The sequence below is a fragment of the Amycolatopsis sp. NBC_00348 genome (assembly GCF_036114655.1).
GTDB lineage: Bacteria > Actinomycetota > Actinomycetes > Mycobacteriales > Pseudonocardiaceae > Amycolatopsis.
Window position 1 is genome coordinate 153339 of sequence record NZ_CP107994.1, and the last position, 26477, is coordinate 179815.

Consider the following 26477-nt stretch of genomic DNA (forward strand, 5'->3'; position numbering starts at 1 on the left):
GTCCGCGCGTGACTGCGCTTTTCGGTGGAACGTCCCGATCAGCGGGGCATTCCGAAACCGCTCCCGTTCGGCGGCGGGATTACGGCGGCCACGCACCCGAACCCGTGCTCCATCCGTGGGACGGCATTCCCGCCCCGGTTCGATAGTTTCGCTGGTCAGCTCGCTTTTTGCGGCTTTCGTCCGGCCCCGGTGCCCGGTTACCTCGTTGACCCGTTCGTTCCGCCCGCCCTAATTTGTTGTCCCACCAGACGAACTCGGGCGGTGTCGGCGTGGACTCCTCCTTTTCGCTCAAACCGGTGCGCCCGGCCGACCAGGCCGCGGTCCGCCGGACGAACCTCGCGTTGGTGCTGCGGCACCTGCGGGACGCGGGATCCCGGTCCCGGGCGGGCATCGCCGCGGACACCGGGCTGAACAAGGCGACCGTGTCGAGCCTCGTTTCCGAGCTCGTCGAACGCGGCTTGGCCCGCGAAGGCGAACGCGAACGAGCCGGTTCGGTGGGTCGCCCCGGCACGATCGTCGAGCTCGACGGCCGCGGCGTCGGCGGGATCGGCGTCGAGATCAACGTCGACTACCTCACCGCCCTCGCGCTGGACCTGACCGGCACCGTCCTTTTCGAACAACGCGTCGCGCTCGACGTGCAAGCGCTTCCCGTCGAGAAGGTGCTCGACGCCGGCGCCGAGCTGACCGCGCGGGCGCTGCGGGAATGCCGCCGCCTCGGCGTCGTGCCGGCCGGCGTGACCGTCGGGATCCCGGCGCTGGTCGACGTCGCGAGCGGGACCGTCGCCTTCGCGCCGAACCTCCACTGGACCGACGTCCCGGTCGTCCGCGGCATCACCGAACGGCTGACGCGCCGACTCGGGCCGCCGGCGTTCCCGATCCGCACGGCCAACGACGCGAACCTCGGCGCGCTCGGCGAATACGCGATGGGCAGCGTCGCCGGAACGGCGGACCTCGTGTACCTGACCGGCGAGATCGGCGTCGGCGGCGGCGTGATCTCCGGGGGCCGGCTGCTCGGCGGCGCCGAAGGGTTCTCCGGCGAGATCGGGCACATCCAGCTCGACCCGGCCGGGCGCGTCTGCGGCTGCGGGCGCCGCGGCTGCTGGGAGACGCTCGTCGGGCTGGCCGGGATGCTGCGGCTGGCGGCGTCGCCGAACGACCCGGTGCACGACCCGTCGCTCGACCTCGAACAGCGGCTCGACATGATCCGCCGCCGCGCGCAGCTGAAGGACAAGCGCACGCTCGACGCGCTGGCGCAGGTCGGCACCGGTCTCGGCGTCGGCGCGGCCGTGTTGATCAACGTCTTCAACCCGCGGGTGGTGCTGCTGGGCGGCTACTTCGCCCAGCTGGGGCCGTACCTGCTGGGCCCGATGATGACCGAGCTCGAGGCCCGCGTGATCGCGCCGGGCATCGGGGGCTGCCGCGTCGAGCTGTCCTGGCTCGGGTTCTCCGCGGCTTCGCGCGGCGGCGCGCACGTCGCGCTGCAGGCGGTGTTCGACGACCCGGCGCTGGTGCCGGTGCGCGCGGAAAGGGACAGCGGATGACGCTCGTGGAGATGACCGGGATCGGCAAGCAGTTCCCGGGTGTGCGCGCGCTCGACGACGTCGAGCTGAGCGTCGAAGCCGGCGAAGTCCATTGCCTGCTCGGGCAGAACGGCGCCGGGAAGTCGACGCTGATCAAGGTCCTCGCCGGCGCGCACCGGCCGGACACCGGCGAGATCCGGCTCGACGGGACGCCGGTGCGGCTGCCGAACCCGACCGCGGCGATCCGGCACGGCATCGCCACGCTGTACCAGGAGCTCGACCTCGTCGACGGGCTTTCCGTGGCGGAGAACGTCTTCCTCGGCCACGAGCAGGCCCGCGGCGGGTTCGTCCGCCGCACCGCCATGCGGGCCGAGGCGCGCAAGCTGCTGGACCGCTTGGGGCATCAGGAAATCCGCGTCGAACGCGAGGTCGGCACGCTGTCGGCGGCGGGCAAGCAGATCGTCAGCCTCGCCCGCGCCCTCTCGCTCGACGCGCGGCTGATCGTGCTCGACGAGCCGTCCGCGGTGCTCGCCGCCGACGAGGTGGCCAACCTGTTCCGGGTGATCCGCGGGCTGACCGCGCGCGGCGTCGCGGTGCTCTACATCTCCCACCGGCTGGCCGAGATCCGCGAGATCGGCGACCGGGTGAGCGTGCTCAAGGACGGCCGGACCGTCGCCGCCGGGCTGCCCGCGCGCACGACGCCGACCGGGGACCTGGTGGCCCGGATGACCGGCCGCCGCGTCGAGTTCCCGTTCCCGCCGCGCCCGGAACCCGGTGCGCACGAGGGCAAACCCGAGGTCCTCGGCGTCACCGGCCTCACGCTGGAAGGCGCGTTCGGCGACGTCGACTTCTCGGTGCGGGAAGGCGAGATCCTCGGGATCGCCGGGCTGGTCGGCTCGGGCCGCTCGGAGGTCCTCGAAACCGTCTACGGCGCGCGCAAGGCGACGGCGGGGGAGATCCGGCTGGCCGGGAAGCCGTTGAAGAACGGCGTCGGCGCGGCTGTCCGCGGCGGGCTCGGCCTGGCGCCGGAGGAACGCAAGAGCCAGGCGCTGCTGCTGCACGATTCCGTGGCGCGCAACGTCTCCCTGCCGTCGCTGCGGCGGTACGCGCGGTTCGGCTGGTTCAGCGGGAAGGCCGAGATCGACGCCGTGCGCGGGCACACCGAGGCGCTCGACCTGCGCCCGGCCGACGTCCGCCGGATCGTCGGCAAGCTCTCGGGCGGCAACCAGCAGAAGGCCGTCGTCGCGCGCTGGCTGCTCAAGGGCTGCCGGGTGCTGCTGCTCGACGAGCCGACCCGCGGCGTCGACGTCGGCGCGCGGGCCGAGCTGTACCGCGTGATCCGCGACCTCGCCGACTCCGGCGTCGCGATCCTGCTGGTCTCCAGCGAACTGCCGGAGGTGCTCGGGCTGGCCGACCGGGTGCTGGTGCTGCGCGAAGGCCAGGTCGTCACCGAAGCCGACGCACGCGAACTCGACGAGCGCCGCGTGCTGGATCTCATCCTGGAGGAGCGCGTCCATGACTGAACAAGCGTCGGAAGGGGCTGAGACAAGCGGGGCTCCGCCCCGAGCCGGGGGCTTCGCCACCCGGGCCCCCGAAGGACGGCCGGTGGCCCGGGCCGCACCCAACCGGAGACGGATCAGCGAGATCCGCAACCTCGGCCTCGTCGGGGTGCTCGTGCTGCTGGCGGTGATCGGCGCGATCACCCAGCCCGGCCAGTTCCTGTCCACCGGCACGCTCGTGCTGCTGCTGACGCAGGCGTCGGTGATCGGCGTGATCACCGTCGGCATGACGTTCGTGATCATCGGCGGCGGCATCGACCTGTCGGTCGGCGCGGTGGTCGCGCTCGCGACGGTGTGGGCGACGACGAAGGCGACGCAGTCGTTCGGCATCGGCGGGATCGTGTTCTGCGCGGTCGCCGTGGGTCTCGGCGCCGGCCTGGTGACGGGTCTGCTGATCGCCTACGGGAAACTGGTCGCGTTCATCGCCACGCTGGCCATGCTCGCCTCGGCGCGCGGCCTGGCGATCCAGCTCTCCCAGGGCCGCACGCAGACCGTCACGCCGAAGAACCAGGCGCTGGTCGACCTCGGCTACCAGGACAGCTACGTGCTCGGGATCCCGCCGCTGGTGCTGATCTTCGCCGCGGTCGCCGTCCTCGGCTGGATCCTGCTCAACCGCACCACGTTCGGCCGCCGCACCTACGCGATCGGCGGCAACCTCGAAGCCGCGCGGCTGGCCGGCATCAACGTCCGGCTGCACACCTGCCTGCTGTACGTGCTTTCCGGGCTCTGCTGCGGCATCGCGAGCGTGATGCTGATCATCCTGACCAGTTCCGGCACCAGCGGGAACGGGAACCTCTACGAGCTCGACGCCATCGCCGCGGTGATCATCGGCGGCACCCTGCTTTCGGGCGGGCGCGGCACGCTCGCCGGGTCCGTCCTCGGCGTGCTCGTGTTCACCACGATCAGCGTCCTGTTCACCCTCAACAACCTGCCCACGGCGGTGCAGCAGCTCGCCAAGGGCGTGCTCATCGTGCTCGCCGTCCTCGTCCAGCGCCGGTATTCGACCGAGAGGAAATCCTCATGAACAACCCCCTCCGCAGACGCGCGTTCCTCGCCGGCGCGTCCGCTGTCGGCGTCGGCGCGCTCGCCGCGTGCACGAGCAACAGCGACGAGCCCGCCGCCGCGACCGTCACCCAGGGCGCGGCCGACACCCCGGGCAAGAAGGTGACCGTCGGGTTCGCCGGGCCGCAGGCCGACCACGGCTGGCTCAACGCCATCACCGTCAACGCCCGCGCGGAGGCCTCGCGCCACCCGGACGTCGAACTGGTCGTCGCCGAGGGCTCGAACGACGCCGCCACCCAGTCCGCGCAGGTCGAGACGCTGATCAACCGCAAGGTCGACGTCCTGGTCGTGCTGCCGGCCGACGGCAAGCAGCTCACCCCGGCCGGGCGCAAGGCGATGGACGCCGGGATCCCGGTGATCAACCTCGACCGCATCTTCGACTCGCCGCAGAGCTACCGCACCTGGATCGGCGGCGACAACTACCGGATGGGCGTCAACGCGGGCAACTACATCGGGCAGAAGCTCGGCGGGAAGGGCACGGTCCTGGAGCTGGCCGGGATCGACACCCTGGAGCTGACGCGGCAGCGCTCGCAGGGCTTCGACGACGCGCTGGCCAACTTCCCCGGCATCCAGAAGATCGGCCGGGCCGCCGCGGAGTTCACCGTGCCGACCGGCCAGGCCCGGATGGCCGAGCTGCTGCAGGCGCACCCGAAGTTCGACGCGATCTGGAACCACGACGACGACCAGGGCGTCGGCGCGCTGCAGGCGGTGAAGCAGGTCGGCCGGTCGGACTTCCTGATGGTCGGCGGCGCCGGCTCGAAGGCGGCGATGGAGCAGATCAAGGCGGACTCGTCGGTGCTGAAGGCGACGGTCCTCTACCCGCCGACGATGGCCGCCTCGGCGGTCCGGCTGGCGCGGTTGCTCGGGCAGGCGAAGGGGCTGGGTGACCTGGCCGAACAGGAGGTGCCGGCGACCGTGACGCTGTTCTCGGCCGTCGTCACCAAGGAGAACGTGGACAAGTACCTGCCGGGGTCGTTCGAATGAGCGGCGGCACCATCGGCGTGGGGATGGTCGGCTACGCCTTCATGGGCGCGGCCCACTCGCAGGCGTGGCGGACCGTGCACCGGGCCTTCGACGTCCCGCGCGCGCCGCGGATGGCGGTGCTCTGCGGCCGGGACAAACCGGCCACGGAGGCGGCCGCGGCGAAGCTCGGCTGGGCGTCCGTCGAGACCGAGTGGAAACGCTTGATCGAATCCGGCGATGTAGATCTGGTGGACATCTGCACGCCCGGCGACACGCACGCGGAGATCGCGCTGGCCGCGCTCGCCGCGGGCAAGCACGTGCTGTGCGAGAAACCGCTGGCCAACACGGTCGCCGAAGCCGAGGCGATGGCCGCGGCGGCCGCTGAGGCGGCCACCCGCGGGGTGCGGTCCATGGTGGGCTTCAACTACCGGCGGGTGCCGGCCGTGGCGCTGGCGCGGCGGCTCGTCGCCGAGGGCCGGCTGGGCGAGATACGTCACGTTCGCGCCCAGTACCTCCAGGACTGGATCGTCGACCCGGAGTTCCCGCTCGTCTGGCGGCTGCGGAAGGACAAGGCCGGGTCCGGTGCCCTCGGGGACATCGGGGCGCACGCGATCGACCTCGCCCAGTTCGTCGCCGGCTCGCTCGTCACCGGCGTCAGCGGGCTGACCGAGACGTTCGTCGGCGAACGGCCGCTGCCCGGATCGGCCGAGCGCGGCGCCGTCACGGTCGACGACACCGCGTTGTTCCTGGCGCGGTTCGCAGGCGGCGCCGTCGGCACCTTCGAGGCGACGCGGTTCGCGAGCGGCCGGAAGAACGCGCTGCGCCTGGAGATCAACGGCTCAGCGGGCAGCCTCGCGTTCGACTTCGAGGCGATGAACGAGCTGGCCTTCCACGACCACACCGAAGACCCGGAGCTCGGCGGCTTCCGCCGGATCCAGGTCACCGAGCCCGGGCACCCGTACGTCGGCGCCTGGTGGCCGCCGGGGCACGGGCTCGGCTACGAACACACGTTCACCCACGAGGTGCGTGATCTGCTCGTCGCGCTGGCCGCGGGCGAGGACCCTTCACCGTCCTTCGCGGACGGGCTGCAGGTGCAGCGGGTGCTCGCGGCGGTCGAGGAAAGCGCCGCGGCGCGCAGTGTCTGGACCCGCGTCGAAACCGGAGTGCCGGGCGCGGGCTGAAACAACAGGGAGGGAATCATGGGGAAGATCGGTGTCTGGCTGATCGGGGCCCGGGGATCGGTGGCCACCACGGCCATCGCCGGGGCCGCCGCGATGCGCGCGGGGCTGACCGCGCGCACGGGGTGCGTGACCGAGCTGCCGGACTTCGCCGGGGCGGATCTGCCCGGCTTGGGGGACCTGGTCTTCGGGGGCCACGACGTCGTCGACACACCACTGGTCAAGCGGGCCGAGCACCTGGTGGCGGCGGGCGTGCTGCCCGCGACGCTGCCGGGGCCGGTCACGGCCGACCTGGAGGCGGCCGAGGCGCGGCTGCGCCCGGCGCCGTCCGGCCACGGACGTGAGGCTGCCGACCGGATCGTCGCGGACCTGACCGCGTTCGGCGAGGGTCTGGACCACGTCGTCGTGCTCAACGTCTCCTCCACCGAACCGCCCTGTGCGCCGCACCCGGCGCACGTCTCCCTGGCCGCGTTGGAAGACGCGCTGGACGCGGGCCCGGACGTGGTGCCGCCCAGCGCGTTGTACGCCTACGCCGCGTTCCGCGCGGGGTGTGGCTTTGTCGACTTCACACCGTCCACCGGCGCCCGGCTGCCGGCGCTGGACGAACTCGCCCGCACGGCCGGCCTGCCGTACGCGGGCCGCGACGGCAAGACCGGCGAGACGCTGCTGCGGTCGGTGCTCGCGCCGATGTTCGCCCAGCGCGCGCTGAACGTGCTGTCGTGGTCGGGCACCAACCTGCTCGGCGGCGGCGACGGCGCGACCCTCGCCGATCCCGGGGCGGCGTCGAGCAAGAACGCGTCCAAGCAGCAGGTGCTCTCGCAGAACCTCGGCCGGGACGTCGACGGCGAGGTGCACATCGACTACGTCCCCGCGCTCGGCGACTGGAAGACCGCGTGGGACCACGTGCTGTTCGAGGGGTTCCTCGGCGCCCGCATGACGTTGCAGCTCACCTGGCAGGGCTGCGACTCCGCGCTCGCCGCGCCGCTGGTGCTCGACCTCGCCCGGCTCACCGCCAAGGCGTGCCGCGACGGCGTCGCCGGGCCGGTGGCCGAGTTCGGGTTCTTCTTCAAGGATCCCGCCGGCGACGGCCCGCACGACCTCGCGTCGCAGTACGCGGCCCTGCGTGAGTGGGCGAACCGGTGAAGGCGCTGATCGAGCTCGTCCGCGCGCCCGCCGCGCTGACCGTGCCCGGGGACGCCGTCGCCGGCGCGGCCGCGTCGGGCTGGCCCTTCGGCCGCCGGACGCTCGCGCTGACCGGCGCGTCCGTCTGCATCTACTGGGCGGGCATGGCGCTCAACGACTACGCCGACCGCGACCTCGACGCGGTGGAACGGCCCGAGCGGCCGATTCCGTCGGGCCGCATCACGCCGGGCACGGCGCTGGGGGTCGCGACCGGGCTGACCGCGGGTGGTCTCGGCATCGCGGCGGTCGCCGGGGGCAAGCGCGCGCGCTGCGCGTCGCCGTGCCGCTGGCCGCGACCGTGTGGGCGTACGACTTCCTGCTCAAGTCGACGCCGTTCGGGCCGGTCGCGATGGCCGCGGCCCGGACCCTGGACGTCCTGCTCGGGGCGGGTGGCGCCCGGGCGGCCCTGCCCGCCGCGCTGACGGTCGGCGCGCACACCATGGCCGTGACGACGCTGTCCCGGTCCGAAGTGGACGGTGCCACCCCCGCCCTTCCGGCCGCCACGTTGGTCGCGACGGCCGGGGTGCGCGTCGCCGCCGGCCGTGTCGGGCCGCTGGCCTCGGCGCTGCTCGGGACGTACGCGGTGACGACCGGACGAGCGCAGTACGACGCCGTCCGCGACCCGAAGGCACCGGTGATCCGGCGCGCGGTCGGCGCCGGGATCCACGGGATGATCCCGCTGCAGGCCGGGCTGATCGCGCGCACCGGCGCGTGGCGCTCGGCGCTGGCCGTGGCCGCCGCGTTCCCGCTCGCGCGGGCGCTGAGCCGGAAGGTGTCACCGACATGAGGTTCGGGTACGGCACCAACGGTTTCGCCAACCACCGCCTCGGCGACGCGCTGCGCGTCCTGGCCGACCTCGGCTACGACGGCGTCGCGCTGACGCTCGACCACCAGCACCTCGACCCGTTCGGCCCGGACCTCGCGCGGCGCGTCGCTTCGCTGGCCGACGACCTGGACCGGCTCGGGCTGGCCGTCGTGATCGAGACGGGCGCGCGGTTCCTGCTGGACCCGTGGCGCAAGCACGCGCCGACGTTCCTCGACCCGGACCGTTCCTTGCGCGTGGACTTCCTGACCCGGGCCGTCGAGATCGCCGCGGACCTCGGGGCCGAGGCCGTCTCGTTCTGGAGCGGCAACAAGCCCGTGGATCTGTCCACTGAGGACGCCTGGGATCACCTGGTCGCGGGCTGTTCGGACGTCCTCAAGGCCGCCGACGACCACGACGTCAAGCTCGGGTTCGAGCCGGAGCCGGGGATGCTCGTCGAAGACCTCGACGGCTACTTCGACCTCGCGAGCAGGCTCGGTGATCCGGAGCGGTTCGGGCTGACGCTGGACATCGGGCACTGCCGGTGCAACGAGACGGCGTCCGTGCCCGACTGCGTCCGCCGCGCCCTGCCGCGGCTGGTGAACGTCCAGATCGACGACATGCGCCGGGGCACCCACGAGCACCTCGAGTTCGGCCGGGGAGAGATCGACTTCCCGCCCGTGCTCGAAGCGCTGTCGCCGTACCCCGGGCTTGTCGCGGTGGAGCTGCCGCGTGACAGCCACGCGGCCCCGCGGATCGCCCGCGAGTCCCTGGAGTTCCTGCGCCGGGCGGTGACCGCGTGACCGCGTGGCTCGACGAAGCCTTGACGAAGGTCGCGTCCGACGCGACGGCGTTGCGCACGCTGTTCCCCGGCGTCGGCCGCCGGGTCGGCCGGGGGCCGTCGGACGTCCCGGGGTGGACGGTCGACGACGTCGCCCGGGTGGAGCTGCTCAAAGCGGCTCCCGGGGCCGCCGCCGAGATGCCCGATCTCTACCGCTACGGCGACGCCGCCGAGAAACGGGCCGTCCTTCGTGGACTGTCCGTTGTGGACACCGGTGACGCCGGGCTGGAGCTGGTCGCGGACGCGTTGCGCACCAACGACACCCGGCTCGTCACCGCCGCGATGGGGGAGTACGGCGCCGCGCGCCTGGACGACTCCGCCTACCGCCACGGCGTGCTCAAGTGCGTCTTCATGGGCATCCCCCTGGCGGACATCGCCGGGCTGGACCGCCGGACCGACGAGGAGCTGCTGCGGATGATGCGGTCGTTCGCCGCCGAGCGCACCGCGGCGGGCCGCGACGTGCCCGCCGACCTCCTCCCCCTGCTGACCGAACAGGACGTCTGATGCGCATCTTCGACCCGCACATCCACATGAGCTCCCGGACCACCGACGACTACGCGGCGATGCACGCCGCCGGCGTCCGCGCGCTCGTCGAGCCGGCGTTCTGGCTGGGCCAGCCACGCACGAGCGTCGGCAGCTTCACCGACTACTTCGACGCGCTGGTCGGCTGGGAACCGTTCCGCGCGAGCCAGTTCGGCATCGCCCACCACTGCACGATCGCGCTGAACCCCAAGGAGGCCAACGACCCCCGCTGCGCGCCCGTGCTCGACCTGCTGCCGCGGTACCTGGAGAAGGACGGCGTGGTCGCGGTCGGCGAGATCGGCTACGACTCGATGACCGCGGAGGAGGACAAGGCGTTCGCCGCGCAGCTGGCCCTGGCCATCGACCACGAGCTGCCCGCGATGGTGCACACCCCGCACCGCGACAAGGCGGCCGGCACCGAGCGCAGCATCGCCGTCGTCCGCGAGTCCGGCATCGCGCCGGAGCGCGTGGTGCTCGACCACCTCAACGAGGTGACCGTCGCGATGGTCAAGGACTCCGGCTCCTGGATGGGGTTCTCGATCTACCCGGACACGAAGATGGACGAAGAGCGGATGGTCGCGATCCTCCGGGAGTACGGGACCGAACGCGTGCTGGTGAACTCCGCGGCCGACTGGGGCAAGAGCGATCCGCTCAAGACCCGGCGCACCGGCGACGCGATGCTGGCCGCCGGGTTCAGCGAGGACGACGTCGACCTCGTGTTGTGGCGCAACCCGGTCGAGTTCTACGGGCAGAGCGGGCGCCTCTCGCTGGAGGGCGACGCGCCGGACGCCGAGTTCGCGGGCAACTCGATCCTGCGAGGGGCGCGCAAGTGAGGTTCCGGCACCCCGACGGCACGCTCGTCCACCTCGCCTACTGCACCAACGTGCACCAGGCCGAGGACCTCGACGGCGTGCTCACCCAGCTGGCGCGCTTCGGCGAGCCGGTGCGGGAACGCCTGGGCGTGGACCGGCTCGGCCTCGGCCTGTGGCTGGCCCGCCCGGTGGCGACCGAGCTGGCCGGCAACCCGGCGGCGGTGGCGCGGCTGCGCGGTGAACTGGCCACGCGCGGCCTCGAGGTCGTCACGCTCAACGGGTTCCCGTACCAGGGCTTCCACGACCCGGTCGTCAAGCACAAGGTGTACCGGCCGGACTGGTCGACGCCCGAGCGGACGCGGTACACCCTCGACCTCGCGCGGCTGCTGGGCGAGCTGCTGCCCGAGGACGCGGTCCGCGGCAGCGTCTCGACGTTGCCGCTGGGCTGGCGCACCGAGTGGCGGGACGACGCCGGTCAGCTCGAACTGCTGGCCGAGGGCCTGGCGAAGCAGGACCGTCCGGTGCGGGTGGCGTTCGAGCCGGAGCCCGGCTGCGTCATCGAGACGACGGCGCAGGCGGCGGCCCTGCTGTCCGAAGTGGACAAGGAGTGGCTCGGCGTCTGCCTCGACACGTGCCACCTCGCGGTCGGCTTCGAGGACCCGGCGGCCGCGCTGGGCCGGCTGGAGGCGGCCGGGCTCGACGTCGTCAAGCTCCAGGCGTCCGCTGCCCTCGAAGCCGCGAACCCGGCGGATCCGGCGACGCGCAAGGCGTTGGAGTCCTTTGTGGAGCCGCGATTCCTGCACCAGAGCAACGAAGGTGCCCCACCGGGCGCCGACGACCTCGACGCGGCCCTGGCCGGTGGCCTGCCGGGGGAGGCGCCGTGGCGGGTGCACTTCCACGTGCCGCTGCACGCCGACCCGGCGCCGCCGCTGACGTCCACCCGGCCCGTGCTGGCCGGGACGCTGGCCGAGCTGTTCGGCGGCGCCACCGCGCGCACCGACCACATCGAGGTCGAGACCTACACCTGGCAGGTGCTCCCGGACGCACCCGCCGACGACGCCGGGCTCGTCGCGGGCATCACCGCCGAGCTGGACTGGACCCGGCGTTCCCTGATCGAACTGGGCTTGGAAGAGGTTCACTGATGAGTTTGCTGGTTCTCGACGTCGTGGGCCTGACGCCCCGGCTGCTCCCGCACATGCCGAACCTGCGCAAGATGGCCGAACCCGGCTTCACCGCGCAGCTCGACACCGTGTTCCCCGCCGTGACGTGCTCGGTGCAGTCCACGTTCCTCACCGGCCTGCAGCCGGCCGAGCACGGCATCGTCGGCAACGGCTGGTACTTCCGCGACCTCGGCGAGGTGTTCTTCTGGCGCCAGCACAACAACCTGGTCCAGGGCGACAAGTTCTGGGCCGCGGCTCGCCGCGCGCAGGCCGGGCACAAGGTCGCCAACGTGTGCTGGTGGTACGCGATGGGCATGGACGTCGACCTCACCGTGACCCCGCGGCCGATCTACCACGCCGACGGCAAGAAGTCCCCGGACGCCTACACCCACCCGCCGCAGCTGCACGACCGCCTGGTCGGCGCGCTCGGCGAGTTCCCGCTGTTCACCTACTGGGGCCCGACGGCCGCGATCACGTCGTCGAAATGGATCATCGCCGCGGCGCAGAAGATCATGACCGAGGACCAGCCGGACACCACGCTGGTCTACCTCCCGCACCTCGACTACGACCTGCAGCGCTTCGGCCCGGACGCGCCCCAGGCCGCGGCGGCCGCGCGGGAGATCGACACCGCGCTGAAGCCGTTGCTGGACTTCGCGGCCGCGGGCGGGCACACCGTCGTCGCGCTGTCGGAGTACGGCATCACGAACGCGAGCCGGCCGGTGGACATCAACCGCGCGCTGCGCCGTGAGGGCCTGCTCAACGTGTACGTCCAGGCGGGCATGGAGTACCTCGACCCGTGGACGTCGCGGGCGTTCGCGGTGGCCGACCACCAGGTCGCGCACGTCTACGTCGCCGACCCGGCGGACATCCCGCGGGTGCGGGACCTCGTCGCCGGACTGTCCGGAGTGGACGTCGTGCTGGATCGCGCGGCGCAGGCGGGCATCGGGATCAACCACGAACGCGCCGGCGAGCTGGTCGCGATCGCCGAGCCGGACGCCTGGTTCACGTACTACTACTGGCTCAGCGACGACCGCGCGCCGGACTTCGCGAAGACCGTCGAGATCCACCGCAAGCCCGGTTACGACCCGGCCGAGCTGTTCTTCGACCCCGACGACCCGATGGTCAAGCTCAAGGCCGCGTCCGCGCTGGCCCGCAAGAAGCTCGGCCTGCGGTACTCGATGCAGGTCGTCCCGCTCGACCCCGCGCCGGTGCGCGGCAGCCACGGCCGGCTGCCCGACTCGGCCGAGGACGGGCCGGTGCTGCTGTGCTCGGACCCCGTGCTCGCGCGCGACAAGGTCCACGCCACCGAAGTCAAGGATCTGCTGCTCGCGGCTATCCGTACCGAATAGGACTCACCAGGAGGTCAGACATGGCACGACCGTTGACGCTGTTCACCGGACAGTGGGCCGATCTTCCGTTCGAGGAGGTGTGCGAGCTGGCGAGCGGCTGGGGCTACGAAGGCCTCGAGATCGCCTGCTGGGGCGACCACTTCGAGGTGGACCGGGCGCTCGCCGAAGACGGCTACGTCCAGGCGAAGCTGGACACGCTGGCCAAGTACGACCTCAAGGTGTGGACCATCTCGAACCACCTGGTGGGCCAGGCCGTCTGCGACCACCCGATCGACGAACGGCACGAAGCCATCCTGCCGGCGCGGATCTGGGGCGACGGCGAGGCCGAGGGCGTCCGGCAGCGGGCGGCGGAGGAGATGAAGGCCACCGCCCGCGCCGCGGCGAAGCTCGGAGTGTCCACTGTGGTCGGTTTCACCGGCTCGTCGATCTGGCACACGGTGGCGATGTTCCCGCCGGTGCCGCCGTCGATGATCGAACGCGGGTACGCGGACTTCGCCACGCGGTGGAACCCGATCCTCGACGTCTTCGACGAGGTCGGCGTCCGGTTCGCCCACGAGGTGCACCCGAGCGAGATCGCCTACGACTACTGGAGCACCGTCCGGACGCTGGAGGCGATCGGGCACCGGGCGGCGTTCGGGCTGAACTTCGACCCGTCGCACTTCGTCTGGCAGGACCTCGACCCGGTCGGGTTCCTGTGGGACTTCAAGGACCGCATCTACCACGTCGACTGCAAGGAGGCGCGCAAGCAGCTCAACGGCCGCAACGGCCGGCTCGGCTCCCACCTCCCGTGGGCCGACCCCCGCCGCGGCTGGGACTTCGTCTCCACCGGCCACGGCGACGTCCCGTGGGAGGACGTCTTCCGCATGCTCAACGCCATCGGCTACGCCGGTCCCATCTCGATCGAGTGGGAGGACGCCGGCATGGACCGCCTGACCGGCGCGCCCGAGGCCCTGGAGTTCGTCCGCAAGCTCAACTTCACCCCACCCACCGCGGCGTTCGACGCCGCGTTCTCCTCGAAGTAGCCGTGCCGGCGCGCGAATCACGCGTGTCGACCCCCTGATCACGCGTGTCGTCCGTCCAGGCACGTGTGTCGTCCATCGGAGTACGCGTGCCGGCCGGTCCGGCACGCGAGCCGACCCTCCGGGTACGCCGGCCGACCGTCCAGGTACGCCGGCCGACCCGCCGAGCACGCGCGCCGGGAGGACCGGCACGCGCCCGAGACTTCTGTGCACGGGTGGCCGCCAGCCCCGTCGGAAGGTGATCGAAACCGGCTTCGCGCCAATCCGGGGCGAAGCACGCTCAAATTCAGGAAGGAACCAGCATGTCTCCGTCCCCACCGAAGTGGGCGAGGCTGTTCGGCGCCGCGACACTGAGCGCCGGCCTCCTGCTCACCCTCGACACCCCGGCCCGCGCGGACATCCCCGCCGCGGACTACCAGCAGGTCGCCCTCGCCACCGGCGCGGCCGAGCTCGGCGAGGCGATGTCGCTCGCCGTGCTGCCCGACCGCTCGGTCGTGCACACCTCCCGCGACGGCACCGTCCGCGTCACCACCGCGGCCGGCGCGACGTCCGTCGCGGCCAAGCTGAACGTCTACACCCACGACGAGGAAGGCCTCCAGGGCGTCGCCGCCGACCCCGGCTTCGCCACCAACCGCTACGTCTGGCTCTACTTCTCGCCTCGACTGTCCACACCGGACGGTGACGCGCCGACCGACGGCACCGCCGCCGACTTCGCGCCGTTCAAGGGCGAGCTGCACCTGTCGAGGTTCGTCCTCAAGACGGACAACACCCTCGACCTGGCCAGCGAGAAGGTCGTCATGGCCGTGCAGAACGACCGCGGCCAGTGCTGTCACGTCGGGGGTGACATCGACTTCGACGCCGCCGGCAACCTCTACCTGACCACCGGCGACGACACGAACCCGTTCTCCTCCGACAGCTACTCGCCGATCGACGAACGCACCACGCGCAACCCGCAGTTCGACGCGCAGCGCTCGGCCGGCAACACGAACGACCTGCGCGGCAAGCTCCTGCGGATCCACCCGCAGGCCGACGGGACGTACACGATCCCGTCGGGCAACCTGTTCGCGCCGGGCACCGCGAACACCCGGCCGGAGATCTACGGCATGGGCTTCCGCAACCCGTTCCGGATGAGTGTCGACAAGGCGACCGGCGTCGTCTACCTGGGCGACTACGGCCCGGACGCCGGTGTCACCGACGCCAACCGCGGCCCGCAGGGCCAGGTCGAGTTCGACCGGATCACCAGCGCGGGCAACTTCGGCTGGCCCTACTGCACCGGCTCGAACACGACGACCGAGTCGTACAACCACTACACCTTCCCGAGCGGGCCGTCCGGCGCGAAGTACGACTGCGCCGGCGGGCCGACGAACTCCTCGCCGCGCAACACCGGCGTCGCCAAGCTGCCGGTGCCGAAGGCCGCGTGGATCAAGTACGCGGGTGACGAAGGGTCGCCGCCGGAGTTCGGCAGCGGCTCGGAGTCGCCGATGGGCGGGCCGGTCTACCGGTACGACGCCGCTTCGACGTCCACGGTGAAGTTCCCGCAGTCCCTCGACGGCAAGTTCTTCGCCGGGGAGTACGGGCGCAAGTGGATCAAGGCGGTGACCGTCAACGCCGACGGCAGCCGCGGCACGATCGACAACTTCCCGTGGACCGGCACGCAGGTCATGGACATGGCCTTCGGCCCGGACGGCGCGCTGTACGTCCTCGACTACGGCACCGGCAGCGACAACCAGGCGCTGTACCGGGTCGAGTACCTCGCGGGCACCAACCGTAACCCGGTCGCGAAAGCCGCGGCCGACAAGACGTCGGGGCCGAACCCGCTCACCGTGACCTTCTCGTCCGCGGGCAGCAGCGATCCCGAAGGCGGCGCCCTGACCTACCGCTGGAACTTCGGCGACGGCCAGACGTCGACGGCGGCGAACCCGACGCACACCTACACCACCAACGGGACGTACTCACCGAGCCTCACGGTGACCGACCCGGCCGGCCTCACCGGCACCGCGAGCCTGGTCGTCACGGTCGGGAACACCGCGCCGACGGTGAACCTGACCACGCCGGCCGACGGGCAGCTGTTCTCCTTCGGCGACACCGTGCCGTTCCAGGTGACCGGCAGCGACCCGGAGGACGGGGCGCTGGACTGTTCGAAGGTCAAGGTGACCTACCTCCTGGGCCACGACAGCCACCAGCACCAGATCACCCAGGCGACCGGGTGCAGCGGCTCGATCGCCGTCCCGGTCGACGGTGAGCACGACGCCGCGGCGAACATCTTCGGCGTCTTCGACGCGCAGTACACCGACAACGGCGGCCTCGTCTCGCACAGCGTCCACAAGCTGCAACCGCGGCACCGCCAGGGCGAGCACTTCTCGGCGCAGTCCGGGGTCCAGCTCGCCGACCACGGATCTGCGGAAGGCGGTCGCACGGTCGGCTACACCGACAACGGCGACTGGATCTCCTTCGCGCCGTACGCGCTGGGCAACGCGACGTCGATCAGTGCGCACGTCTCCTCGGGCGGCCCCGGCGGCACGCTGGAGGTCCGCGCGGGTTCGCCGACCGGCACCCTGCTCGGCACGATGACCGTGGCGAACACCGGTGGCTGGGAGACGTTCCAGGACGTGACGACGGCCCTGGCCAACCGGCCGTCCGGGTCGACGTCGCTGTACCTCGTGTTCAAGGGCGTCACCGGGCAGGGCAACCTGTTCGACCTGGACTCGTTCACCTTCGCCACCGGCACGCAGGCGGGGTCGATCGAGGGTGAGTCGTTCACGTCCGGGTCCGGCGTCCAGGCCGCGGCGCACGCGGCGGCGAGCGGCGGGAACACCCTGGGCTACATCGACAACGGCGACTGGGCCGGGTACGCGTCGGTGAGCACGTCGGGCGCGCGGACGTTCACCGCGCGGGTGTCGTCGGCCGGTCCGGGCGGCACGATCGAGATCCGCTCGGGTTCGGCGACGGGGACACTGCTGGGCACGGTTTCGGTGCCTTCGACGGGGGACTGGGAGGTCTTCCAGAACGTCACGACGTCGGTGACTAGCGGCTCCGGGCCGTTGTTCCTGGTGTTCCACGGCGGTTCCGGTTCCCTGTTCGACGTGGATTCGTTTAGCCTGAGCAGCATGCCGACCCAGGTGGATCCCGCGTACAACGTGCTGGTGTTCTCGAAGACCGCCGGGTTCCGGCACGACTCGATCCCCGCAGGGATCCAGGCGATCCGCGAACTGGGCACGGCCAACGGCTTCGGCGTCACGGCGACCGAAGACGCGTCCGTGTTCACGGCGTCTTCGCTGGCCGCGTACAAGGCGGTCGTGTTCCTCTCGACCACCGGTGACGTCCTGGACGCGACGCAGCAGGCGGCGTTCGAGTCCTATGTGAACGGTGGCGGCGGCTACCTCGGCATCCACGCCGCGGCCGACACCGAGTACGACTGGCCGTGGTACGGGCAGCTCGTCGGGGCGTGGTTCAAGAGCCACCCGGCGATCCAGGCGGCGAACTTCGTCACCGAGGACCGCACGAACCCGGCGACCGCGCACCTGCCGGCCGTCTGGAACCGCACGGACGAGCTGTACAACTACCGCACGAACCCGCGCGGTCAGGTGCACGTCCTGCAGACGCTGGACGAGTCGAGCTACACGGGCGGCGAGATGGGCGCCGACCACCCGATCACGTGGTGCCACCCGCAGGGCAGCGGCCGGGCGTTCTACACCGGCCTGGGCCACACGATCGAGTCCTATTCGGACAGTGCGTTCCGCGCCGAGCTGGTCGGCGGGATCCGCTACGCGGCCGGTGTCGTCTCGGCGGACTGCGGTGTCCGCGCCGGGTCCACAGTGGAGGGTGAGTCGTTCACGTCGGGTTCGGGTGTGCAGATCGCGTTGCACGCGCCGGCCAGCGGCGGCCAGACGCTGGGCTACATCGAGAACGGTGACTGGGCCGGGTTCGCTTCGGTGAGCACGGCCGGGATCACGCGGTTCAGCGCGGTCGTCTCGTCGGCGGGCGCCGGCGGCACGATCGAGATCCGCGCGGGTTCGGCGACCGGCGCCCTGCTGGGCACGGTCTCGGTGCCGAACACGGGCAGCTGGGAGACGTTCCAGACGGTCACCACCACGGTGTCGTCCGGCACGGGTCCGCTCCACCTGGTCTTCCGGGGCGGCGCGGGTTCCCTGTTCGACATCGACACCCTGACGGTGTCCTAGGAAAGTCCGTGAATGCCACATTGAGGGACACTATGTCTCTCAATGTGGCATTCACGGACTTGGGGTCAGGGAAGCCAGCCGCCGGTGAAGCCGAAGAACTGGCCCGTCACCGGGGTGGCCTTGCCCGAGGCGAGGAACGCGATCAGCGCGCCCATCTCCTCCTGCTGGCCGAGGCGCTGGAGCGGGACCTCCTTGGCGACGGTCGCGCGCAGCTCGGCGTCGGACTCCCAGAGCCCGGGCGGGAAGTAGGTCGGGTTCTCGAACCAGTTCGGGCCGATGGCGTTGAACTGGATGTTGTACTCGCCCAGCGCCTTGGCGGCCCCGGTCACCAGCGTGGTGGCCGCGGCACGCGCCGCGCTGTAGAGGACCGCGGTGGCGAGTGGCCGGACAGCGGCCGCCGACGTCACCAGGATGATCCGGCCGGTGCGCGCTTCCTTCATCGCCGGGGTGGCGGCCTGGATCAGCTCGAATGGCCGGTACACCAGCTCCCGCATCAGGAACTCGAGGTCGCCGAGAGGTGCGCCGTCGAAGGGCTTCTGGACGGCGGAGGGCGGCACGTAGTCGTTGCTCAGCACGACGTCGACGCGGCCGTGCTCTCGCGCGGCGGCGAGGATCGCCTCGGGCTCCTGCTCGGCGATCGGCGTCAGCTCCGGGTTCTCGGCAACGAACTTGCCGCGTACTTCGGAATCGGAGAACGTCTCGTCGTGGCAGACCACGGTGAACCCGTCGGCGGCGAGCGCCGTCGCACCGGCGGGGCCCGCGTACTGCGTCACGTTGGTGACCAAGGCGACTGTCATGCGGTGATCGTAAGCAGCCGCCCGGCCCCGCGGGTCCGCCGAACGGAGGTCCGTGAAGGCCTCCTTACCGGCCATAAGAGCCGGGAAGGAGGCCTTCACGGCTTTCAGCGCACGCCGAGCAGGTGCTCCAGCGCCAGCTGGTTCAGGTGCGTGAAGTGGTAGCCGCGGGCCGCGGCCGCCTCGACGTCGAAGTCGTCCTTCTGCAGGTCGTCCAGGGACTCGCCCGGGGCCAGCGTCGGGGTCGACAGCTCTGGGACGCGGGACGCCGCCAGCGCCTCCACGACCTCGGGGTCCGCGCGGAACTTGCGGGACTTCTCGCGAAGGATCAGGTACGTCCGCATGTTGGCCGCCGCCGAGACCCAGACGTCCTCGGTGTCCTCGGTGCGCAGCGGCTTGTAGTCGAAGTGGCGCGGGCCGTCGTAGCCGCCGTTCTCCAGCAGGTCGACGAGGAAGAACGCGCTCTTCACGTCGCCGTGGCCGAAGATCAGGTCCTGGTCGAACTTCGGGCCGTGCTGGCCGTTGAGGTCGATGTGGAACAGCTTGCCCTGCCACAGCGCCTGCGAGATGCCGTGCACGAAGTTCAGCCCGGCCATCTGCTCGTGCCCGACCTCCGGGTTGAGCCCGAACATCTCCGAGCGCTCCAGCTGCGAGATGAAGCCGAGCGCGTGCCCGATCGTCGGCAGCAGGATGTCGCCGCGCGGCTCGTTGGGCTTGGGCTCCAGCGCGAACCGCAGCGAATAGCCCTTCTCGACGACGTACTCCGCGAGCGCGTCGAGGCCCTCCTTGTACCGGTCCAGCGCCGCGCGGACGTCCTTCGCGCCGTCGGACTCGGCGCCCTCGCGGCCGCCCCAGACGACGTAGGTCTGCGCGCCCAGCTCGGCCGCCAGGTCGATGTTGCGCCGCACCTTGCGCAGCGCGTAACGACGGACGTCGCGGTCGTTGCTGGTCAGGCCGCCATCCTTGAACACCGGGTGGGTGAACAGGTTCGTCGTGGCCATCGGCACCTTGAGCCCGGTCTCGGCGAGCGCCTTGCGGAACCGCTCGATCGCCTTGTCGCGGTCGGGTTCGGTGGCCAGCAGGTCGTCGTCGTGGAACGTCACCCCGTAGGCGCCCAGCTCCGCCAGCCGGTGCACGCTCTCCACCGGGTCCAGCGCAGGCCGTGTGGCGACCCCGAACGGGTCGTTCGCCGGCCAGCCCACGGTCCAGAGGCCGAAGGTGAACTTGTCGGCCGCCTGGGGGGCGTAGTCGTCCATGACTGTCCCTTCATTTAGTTCACGTTGTAGACTAAATATGCGCCGCGGCGGTCCCGGGCGTCAAGAGCCCGGATAGAGTGCTCGGCAGGAGGGACACGATGACCCAGGCCGTGCGGCACGACTCGATGCGCGCCCGCAACCTCGAGGTCGTGCTGGGCGCGGCCAGCCGCGGCGGTCCGCTGACCAGGGCCGCCCTCGCCGAGCTGACCGGGCTGACGAAGTCCACGGTCTCGAAGCTCGTCGGCGACCTGGTGGACGCCGGTTTGCTGGCTGAAACCGGACCCGCCCGCGCGGGTGAGCGGGGCCGGCCGGGTGTGGACGTCGTCCTCAGCGGCGCCCGGATCGCGTCCCTCGGCCTGGAGATCAACGTCGACTACCTCGCCGTGCGTGTGCTCGATCTCACCGGCGCGGTCCGGTTCGCCGCCCGCCGCGACCGCGACAACCGCGGCTCCCGGCCCAAGAAGGTGCTGGCCGAGCTGCAGGCGCTCGCCGGGGAGGCGATCACCGACGCGCGCCGCCTCGGGCTCGACCTCGCGGGCGCGGTGCTCGCGGTGTCCGGCCCGGTCGGCGCCGGCGTGCTGTTCAGCGCCCCCAACCTCGGCTGGCAGGACGTCCGCGCGGCCGACCTGCTGCGCCTGCCCGTCCCGGTCGAGCTGGACAACGAAGCGAACCTCGCCGCGCTCGGCGAGCTCTGGTACGGCGACGGCGAGCGCGACTTCCTCTACGTCTCCGGCGAGGTCGGCATCGGCGCGGGCCTGGTGGTGAACGGCGAGCTGTTCGCCGGCTCCCGGGGGCTGGCCGGCGAGCTGGGCCACGTGGTCGTGACGCCGGGCGGCCCGGCTTGCCGCTGCGGCGGCAACGGCTGCCTGGAGACCTACGCCGGCCAGGAAGCGTTGCTGACGGCCGGAAACACCCCGACGGTGGCCGCACTCCTGGCCGCCCTCGACCGCGGCGACGCGGTCGCCCTGGCCGCGTGCGACGCCGCCGGCCGCGCCCTCGGCGTCGCACTGACGTCGGCGGTGAACCTGCTGGACTTGGACCGCATCGTGCTGGGCGGCGTCTTTACGCAGCTGTACCCGTGGCTGGCCGAGCCGGTGGCCGAGGTCCTGGCCACCCGGCTGGGCGGCCTCCGCGGCGCACCACCGGTGCTCACGGCCTCACGCCTGGGCGGCGACGCCGCAACACTCGGTGCGGCGGGCCGGGTCGTGCACCGCGTGCTGGCCGACCCGGCGCCGTTCCTGGTGCGGGTTCAGGAAGCGTAAGCCTCCACTTCGGACGCTTGGCCCGCGGGCCAGCCGGTGTTGCCGGTGAAGGTGAGCTTCAGGTACCGCTGCGACGTCGGCGGAACGGTGATCGTCACGGAGTTGGCCTGAGCCGGATCGAAGACGTACCCGGCCGGGGCGCCGCCGTTCACCGCGATCGTCTGGGTCCGGGAACCCCACGACGGCGGCAGCTTCAGCACCACCCGCCCCACGGTGACGGCCGAGCCCAGGTCCACGGTCACCGTCTGCGGGAACGCGTTGTTCGTACTTTCCCAGTAGCTCGACGCGTTTCCGTCCACCGCGTTGCCCGGCGGGAACCCGCCCTGCGAACCAGTCGCCGAGACGGCCTTGCCGAACGCGAGGTTGGGCGAAGCCGGCGGGGGACCGCCGAGTTGCGATGCCCAGTAGCGCGTCCGGTCCAGGTAAGCGGTTTCCGACGCCGCGCCCGACGTCCCGTAAGCGCCCGCGAACGTCTCGTACGCCGATGACGGCGGTGAAGACCGCGCCGGTTCGATGATCGAGCCCTCGTGCCATTCGTTGAACGACGTCACCGAGACCCAGTCCGGATTTCCGCCCACCGCCGGGGAAAGCGCGTTCTGCCACTCGCGGTCGTACGTGGCGCCGTTGTCCCGCGCCAGCGTCGGGGTCGTGTTGCCCGGCACCGCGCGGTCGTCGTTGTAGCCCGGCCCGACCGACGGCGCCCAGACCAGGCCGTTCGCCGCGCAGAACGCGCCGGCGTCGCGCCAGCCCGGCGCGGTCGCCCCGGCGATGGCGTCGTAGGTGTACATCCCGCCGAAGTGCGCGACCTTGCTCGTGTCCGTCGTCTGCGCCAGCACGATCGCCGACGAGCGCACCTGGTCCAGCGCCGTCCAGTCGGTGATCCGCAGGCTCTCGAAGACGTAGAACGCCGGCCGGTTCCCGTGCTCGGCGTCGCGGTAGAACGCCGGGCTCGAGCCGTAGCGGCTGGTCAGATACCCGATGTCGGCGACAGTCGACGAAGCCGTCCGGCCGCTGTAGGGCTCGAGGTGCCAGGCGACCTTGATCCCGTGCCTGGCCGCGGCGGCCAGCACGCCGGCGGCCAGACCGTCCTCATAGGACCCCTGGCCCCACCAGCTGTAGACGATCACCCCGGCGCCGGACTGCTCGATCCACCGCATGTGCTGCTCGACCGCGCCGGTGAAGTCACCGGAGTCGTACGGGCCGAGCGACGGGTAGAAGTTCGCGCCGATGTCGGCGGGCGGCGTGTGCCCGCCCTGGTCCCAGTGGCGGTACACGCCGCCGCTGTTGCCGTACCAGGGGTAGTAGAACAAGTGGGTCCGGGTGGAGAGCGCCGCGGCGTGCGCGGCTCCCGGCAAAGTGGCCGCCAGCAGGAGAAGTGCGGCGAACAGCGTCGAAATCCGTCGCATGGGGACCCTCTCGGGGGATTCGGGGTGTTCCAGACCATACGGACGCCACGCGAAATCCCGCAACACTTCCACCGACATACGCAAACTTGCGTCGGAAACCCACCCGGAACCACCCGGAACGCTGCTCGGAAAGCGAAAACCGCCCCGGGCGAACCCGGGGCGGTTTCCGTTCAGCGGGACGGAACTAGCTCACGGCGTTGATCTGCACCAGCGAGCTGCCGACCGTGACACCGGTGTCGGTCTGCACGGTCAGCTGACCGCGCAGGACGCGCCCGGGCGCCGGGGCGGCGGTGGCGGTGACCGTCGCCGGCACCGTCCACGTGCTGCCCGAGGCGTGCGCCGCGACCGGGTCGGTCAGGGCGACCGAACCGAACGCCGGGTTGGTGAACACGTCGACGTAGTCGTACTCGGTGGTGCCGGCCGGCACCGCGTAACCGTCGACCAGCGCGACCCAGGTGCCCGCCGCCGGGTTGGCGATGGTCACCGACTCCTCGGAGTCACCGTCGGCGCTCTGGCCCGCCACCACGCAGGTGCCGGTGGTGCAGTTGTACAGCACCAGATCCAGGTCGGCGCCCACGTCGGACGTCTTCCCGATCGTGGCCGTCAGCGACGTCGAGCCCGGCGTCACCGCGATCTGGTACTGCGCCTGCGCGCCTTCGGCGATCGTCGGCCGCGCCACCTTCGCGCTGCCCAGCGTGGCGCCGAGCAGGTGCCCGGTGAACGCGCCGAGGGTGTTCGTCACGGTGTAGGACCGCGCGATCGGCGTGTTCAGCGTGGCGGCCGCGATCGTGTCCGGGTTCGGCGTGATCGTCGTGCCGAGCACCGACGCGCTCAGCTTGAACGCCGCGTTGTCCACATCGGACGTCCGGCGCGCCTCGACGACGATCTCCCAGACCCCCGGCTGCGGGTTGGCGAACGTCCGGCTGGTCGGCGTGCCGCCGGGGCAGCCCGCACCCGCGTCGGGCAGGTAGCAGTACGTCGTGGACGTGCTCGCCTCGGCCGGCACGCCGGTCGGGTCGTAGCGCAGGAACCGCACCTGGCCCTTGCCCGGGGCGCCGGCACCGGCGTCCAGGTCCACCTTCAGCGCGCTGGCGCCCTGGGGCACCTTCACGAAGTAGCTGGTCGCCTGGTTGCGGGCGATCTTGCCGGCGACGTCGACCTGGTAACCCTTGGCGGCGGTGAACTCCTGCGGCGCGAAGACCGTGTTGAGGGTCTGCACGTCGACGCCGATGGTCAGCGGGTTGTCCAGGTAGAGCAGCGCCGAGTGCGCCCCGGCGTTCTTCGGGTTCACCTTGACCTGGAAGGTCACCGGCTTGTTCAGCGGCACCGCGACGGTGCCCGCCGAGGAGAACGTGCCGTCGTTGCCGACCCACCGCGCGAAGTAGAGCGCCGGGTTGGCCGAGCCAGACGTCCGCGTGAGCGTGTACGTGCGGGTGTAGGCCTTGCCGGTGGTCACGCCCTCGCGGTCGTGGATGCCGACGCCGGTGTTCGGCGTCGCCAGCAGGTTCGACTGCACCGTGTGGACCTCGACCGACGTCGCGACGGCGTCCGGCTTCGGGTTCAGCGACAGCGCGACGAACGCGGCCGGGACGTTGAACAGGCCCGCGCCCTGGGCGTAGGCGTCGATGCCCGGCACGAACCGGGCGGTCGACTTGATCGCCGAGCGCAGCTGCGCGACCGGCGGCCGCTGGCCGTTGTGCGTGGCCTTGTACGCGCTCACCAGCAGTGCGGCCGCACCGGTCGCCTGCGGCGACGCCATCGACGTGCCCTGCAGCATCGCGTAACCGGCGGGCAGGCTGTAGGTGCCGGCCACCGGGCCCGGCGCCTCCCAGCGCGGGGTGGTCGAGATCGCCGCGCCGGGCGCGACGATGTCCGGCTTGAAGCCGCCGTCTTCACGCGGGCCGCGCGAGGAGAACGGGTGCATCGACTCGGGCGCCTGGGTCTTCGAACCGTAGTCCGCGAGCCAGGTCTCCTTGGTGATGTACGAGCCGACCGAGATCGCGTCCGTGGCCACCGACGGGTCGCCGACGGTGTTCGCCCCGGCGCCGCTGTTGCCGGCCGAGATGAAGATCTGGACGTTGTACTCGGCGATCGTGCGGTTGTAGAGCTCCGCGCGGGCGTTGTTGCCGTCGTTGAGCGAGGGCAGGCCGCCGATCGAGATGTTGATGACGTCCGCGCCGTGGCTGGCCGCGTAGACGACGCCGTCGATCAGGCCGCTGGAGGTGCAGGCCGCGCCGGTGAGGCAGACCTTAACGGCCAGGACCTTCGCGCCCGGGGCCGCGCCGTCCATCTTGCCGCCGAACAGGTCGTTGCCGGTGGCGATGCCCGCGACGTGCGAGCCGTGCTCCGCGCCGGCGATGCCGATGCCGACGAAGCCCGGCTTGTCGGTCTGGACGACGAAGGCCATCCGCTCGGCGATGTCGGTCGCCGGGTTGTCGGTGCCGAAGAAGCCGACGTCGTAGTTGGTCTTGTAGTCGGTCATCGGCTTCTCGTCGGTGAAGTCACCGTTGCCGTTGAGGTCGACGCGGACCTGCTTGGTCGCCGGGTCGAGCAGCACGCCCCAGGAGTCGGCGCGGTCGCCGTCGCGGTTGATGTCACCGCCGGTCTCGCTGTCGGCGGCACCGAGGTCGCCCGCGGTCTCGCTGAACGAGCCGAACGTGTACGGGCCGCCGGTGGCCGGGGCCGTCCAGCTCTTGCCGTTCGCGGTGAACGTGCCGGTGTAGGTCTGGGTCGACTGCGCGACCCAGGTGCCGTCACCGGAGTTGGTGGCGTTTGCGTTGTACCAGTCGACGATCTTGCGCTCGCCGTGGCTGGTCTTCGCCAGCGCGGGGGTGTCGAGGTCGACGCCGGAGTCCAGCACCGCGACCGTGGTGTCCTTGCCGTCCCAGTTGGGCAGGACCTGGCCGAACTGCGCGGCGTAGGTGTCACCGGTCGGGAGGTAGGGGTTCACGCGCGGCGTGTTCTTCCCCGGCGCCGGCTGCGGCAGCGGGTTCACGGTGCCGTCGGGCTTCGGGTCGTCGCGCACGATGAGCCCGTCGACGTCGACGGCGCTGACCGACTTCAGCTTCGCGGCCTTGCCGGCGTTGCCGGTCGGGATGCTCACCTTGACGTAGTCGAGCTTGCTGTCGGTGGACTGGACGACCCCGCCGAGGGCCTTGAGCTCGTTGACGGCGGCGCCGGTCTGGCCCTTTTCGGCCGCGACCAGCAGGGTCACGTCGGGCTTGCCGGCCTTCTCGGCTTCGGCGACGAGCGTGCGGTCGTGCTCGTCGAGGGCCTTGCTGCCGTCGGCGGCCCCGGCGGTGAGCGGGGCCTGCTGGGCGGACGCCACCGGGACGGCGATGCCGAGGACGGAGGCGCCGAGAGCGGTGGCGAGGACGGTGATCCCGGCCCGCCGTCTCCAGCTGGATCTGAGCTGTGTCACTGCGTGAGCCCTTCGTGAAGAGATGCTTGCGAGCAGTACACATCGCGGGATGATCCGCAGCAATAAGACACTTAGCCCATTACCCGCAATTGGTTGCGGGCCGAATGGCCTAACGGGATCACCGGTTAGGAGGCAACCGGATGCGACGTCGCGGCGTGATGTGCCCACCTTGCTATATGTACGTATAG

The 26477-nt window shown here is 71.5% G+C and carries 18 protein-coding genes and 1 pseudogene; 15 read left to right on the plus strand and 4 right to left on the minus strand.

Annotation, left to right across the window (positions count from 1 at the left end; translation table 11 throughout):
* Window positions 1-269 precede the first annotated feature (269 nt).
* The 14 genes and pseudogenes from OHS58_RS00645 (at window position 270) to OHS58_RS00710 (ending at window position 18150) form a co-directional block, all read left to right on the plus strand.
* Entirely contained in the window at window positions 270-1541 is a 1272-nt protein-coding gene (locus OHS58_RS00645; RefSeq protein WP_326943419.1) for an ROK family transcriptional regulator, read from the plus strand.
* Complete coding sequence (locus OHS58_RS00650) at window positions 1538-3043, plus strand: sugar ABC transporter ATP-binding protein (RefSeq protein ID WP_328646791.1); 1506 nt, start codon at window positions 1538-1540, stop codon at window positions 3041-3043. Before OHS58_RS00645 ends, OHS58_RS00650 begins: the two co-directional genes overlap by 4 nt.
* Before the next feature lie 82 nt (window positions 3044-3125).
* Window positions 3126-4103: an ABC transporter permease gene (locus OHS58_RS00655; RefSeq protein WP_328646792.1), complete on the plus strand. Its 978-nt coding sequence runs from the start codon at window positions 3126-3128 to the stop codon at window positions 4101-4103.
* Window positions 4100-5125, plus strand: coding sequence for a substrate-binding domain-containing protein (locus OHS58_RS00660; protein ID WP_247055376.1), 1026 nt, complete (start codon window positions 4100-4102; stop codon window positions 5123-5125). The genes OHS58_RS00655 and OHS58_RS00660 overlap by 4 nt, the downstream gene beginning before the upstream one ends.
* A complete protein-coding gene (locus OHS58_RS00665; RefSeq protein WP_328646793.1) occupies window positions 5122-6285 on the plus strand; it encodes a Gfo/Idh/MocA family protein in 1164 nt (387 codons plus the stop codon). Before OHS58_RS00660 ends, OHS58_RS00665 begins: the two co-directional genes overlap by 4 nt.
* An 18-nt stretch (window positions 6286-6303) precedes the next feature.
* The gene (locus OHS58_RS00670; RefSeq protein WP_328646794.1) at window positions 6304-7425 is read left to right on the plus strand and encodes an inositol-3-phosphate synthase; all 1122 of its coding nucleotides are present in this window, start codon (window positions 6304-6306) and stop codon (window positions 7423-7425) included.
* A pseudogene (locus tag OHS58_RS00675) lies at window positions 7422-8251 on the plus strand (SCO3242 family prenyltransferase). Before OHS58_RS00670 ends, OHS58_RS00675 begins: the two are co-directional and overlap by 4 nt.
* Window positions 8248-9069 (plus strand): sugar phosphate isomerase/epimerase family protein, encoded by an 822-nt coding sequence (locus OHS58_RS00680; RefSeq protein ID WP_328646795.1) that lies wholly within the window; start codon window positions 8248-8250, stop codon window positions 9067-9069. The pseudogene OHS58_RS00675 and the gene OHS58_RS00680 overlap by 4 nt, the downstream one beginning before the upstream one ends.
* A complete protein-coding gene (locus OHS58_RS00685; protein ID WP_328646796.1) occupies window positions 9066-9611 on the plus strand; it encodes an EboA domain-containing protein in 546 nt (181 codons plus the stop codon). Before OHS58_RS00680 ends, OHS58_RS00685 begins: the two co-directional genes overlap by 4 nt.
* The gene (locus tag OHS58_RS00690; RefSeq protein WP_328646797.1) at window positions 9611-10462 is read left to right on the plus strand and encodes a TatD family hydrolase; all 852 of its coding nucleotides are present in this window, start codon (window positions 9611-9613) and stop codon (window positions 10460-10462) included. The genes OHS58_RS00685 and OHS58_RS00690 overlap by 1 nt, the downstream gene beginning before the upstream one ends.
* Window positions 10459-11583, plus strand: a complete 1125-nt coding sequence (gene eboE, locus OHS58_RS00695) for a metabolite traffic protein EboE (protein ID WP_328646798.1) — start codon at window positions 10459-10461, stop codon at window positions 11581-11583. Before OHS58_RS00690 ends, eboE begins: the two co-directional genes overlap by 4 nt.
* A complete protein-coding gene (locus OHS58_RS00700) occupies window positions 11583-12950 on the plus strand; it encodes a nucleotide pyrophosphatase/phosphodiesterase family protein (RefSeq protein ID WP_442875510.1) in 1368 nt (455 codons plus the stop codon). The genes eboE and OHS58_RS00700 overlap by 1 nt, the downstream gene beginning before the upstream one ends.
* A gap of 20 nt (window positions 12951-12970) precedes the next feature.
* Window positions 12971-13972 carry a sugar phosphate isomerase/epimerase family protein gene (locus OHS58_RS00705; protein ID WP_247055364.1) on the plus strand — a complete coding sequence of 334 codons (1002 nt, stop codon included), beginning with the start codon at window positions 12971-12973 and terminating at the stop codon, window positions 13970-13972.
* 299 nt (window positions 13973-14271) lie between these two features.
* Complete coding sequence (locus OHS58_RS00710; protein WP_328646799.1) at window positions 14272-18150, plus strand: carbohydrate-binding protein; 3879 nt, start codon at window positions 14272-14274, stop codon at window positions 18148-18150.
* A gap of 65 nt (window positions 18151-18215) precedes the next feature.
* On the opposite strand, the gene OHS58_RS00715 is transcribed toward OHS58_RS00710, so the two are convergent.
* Both OHS58_RS00715 and xylA read right to left on the minus strand, forming a co-directional pair.
* On the minus strand, window positions 18216-18947 hold the full coding sequence (locus OHS58_RS00715) for an SDR family oxidoreductase (RefSeq protein ID WP_328646800.1): 732 nt from the start codon (window positions 18945-18947) through the stop codon (window positions 18216-18218).
* A 104-nt stretch (window positions 18948-19051) separates the two neighbouring features.
* Window positions 19052-20200 (minus strand): xylose isomerase, encoded by a 1149-nt coding sequence (xylA, locus tag OHS58_RS00720; protein WP_326943407.1) that lies wholly within the window; start codon window positions 20198-20200, stop codon window positions 19052-19054.
* A 98-nt stretch (window positions 20201-20298) separates the two neighbouring features.
* Here xylA and OHS58_RS00725 point away from each other — a divergent pair, with 98 nt between their 5' ends.
* Complete coding sequence (locus OHS58_RS00725; RefSeq protein ID WP_328646801.1) at window positions 20299-21462, plus strand: ROK family transcriptional regulator; 1164 nt, start codon at window positions 20299-20301, stop codon at window positions 21460-21462.
* On the opposite strand, the gene OHS58_RS00730 is transcribed toward OHS58_RS00725, so the two are convergent.
* Together OHS58_RS00730 and OHS58_RS00735 are read right to left on the minus strand one after the other, a co-directional pair.
* Window positions 21450-22868 (minus strand): discoidin domain-containing protein, encoded by a 1419-nt coding sequence (locus OHS58_RS00730; protein ID WP_328646802.1) that lies wholly within the window; start codon window positions 22866-22868, stop codon window positions 21450-21452. The genes OHS58_RS00725 and OHS58_RS00730 overlap by 13 nt on opposite strands.
* A gap of 184 nt (window positions 22869-23052) precedes the next feature.
* A complete protein-coding gene (locus tag OHS58_RS00735; protein ID WP_326959326.1) occupies window positions 23053-26289 on the minus strand; it encodes a S8 family serine peptidase in 3237 nt (1078 codons plus the stop codon).
* Between the last annotated feature and the right edge of the window lie 188 nt (window positions 26290-26477).

Coding starts and splice junctions, on each gene's coding strand:
- OHS58_RS00660 (WP_247055376.1), top strand. CDS start 4,100: ATGAACAACCCCCTCCGCAGACGCGCGTTCCTCGCCGGCGCGTCCGCT.
- OHS58_RS00730 (WP_328646802.1), bottom strand. CDS start 22,868: ATGCGACGGATTTCGACGCTGTTCGCCGCACTTCTCCTGCTGGCGGCC.
- OHS58_RS00665 (WP_328646793.1), top strand. CDS start 5,122: ATGAGCGGCGGCACCATCGGCGTGGGGATGGTCGGCTACGCCTTCATG.
- OHS58_RS00680 (WP_328646795.1), top strand. CDS start 8,248: ATGAGGTTCGGGTACGGCACCAACGGTTTCGCCAACCACCGCCTCGGC.
- OHS58_RS00705 (WP_247055364.1), top strand. CDS start 12,971: ATGGCACGACCGTTGACGCTGTTCACCGGACAGTGGGCCGATCTTCCG.
- xylA (WP_326943407.1), bottom strand. CDS start 20,200: ATGGACGACTACGCCCCCCAGGCGGCCGACAAGTTCACCTTCGGCCTC.
- OHS58_RS00670 (WP_328646794.1), top strand. CDS start 6,304: ATGGGGAAGATCGGTGTCTGGCTGATCGGGGCCCGGGGATCGGTGGCC.
- OHS58_RS00700 (WP_442875510.1), top strand. CDS start 11,583: ATGAGTTTGCTGGTTCTCGACGTCGTGGGCCTGACGCCCCGGCTGCTC.
- OHS58_RS00650 (WP_328646791.1), top strand. CDS start 1,538: ATGACGCTCGTGGAGATGACCGGGATCGGCAAGCAGTTCCCGGGTGTG.
- OHS58_RS00710 (WP_328646799.1), top strand. CDS start 14,272: ATGTCTCCGTCCCCACCGAAGTGGGCGAGGCTGTTCGGCGCCGCGACA.
- OHS58_RS00690 (WP_328646797.1), top strand. CDS start 9,611: ATGCGCATCTTCGACCCGCACATCCACATGAGCTCCCGGACCACCGAC.
- OHS58_RS00725 (WP_328646801.1), top strand. CDS start 20,299: ATGACCCAGGCCGTGCGGCACGACTCGATGCGCGCCCGCAACCTCGAG.
- OHS58_RS00715 (WP_328646800.1), bottom strand. CDS start 18,947: ATGACAGTCGCCTTGGTCACCAACGTGACGCAGTACGCGGGCCCCGCC.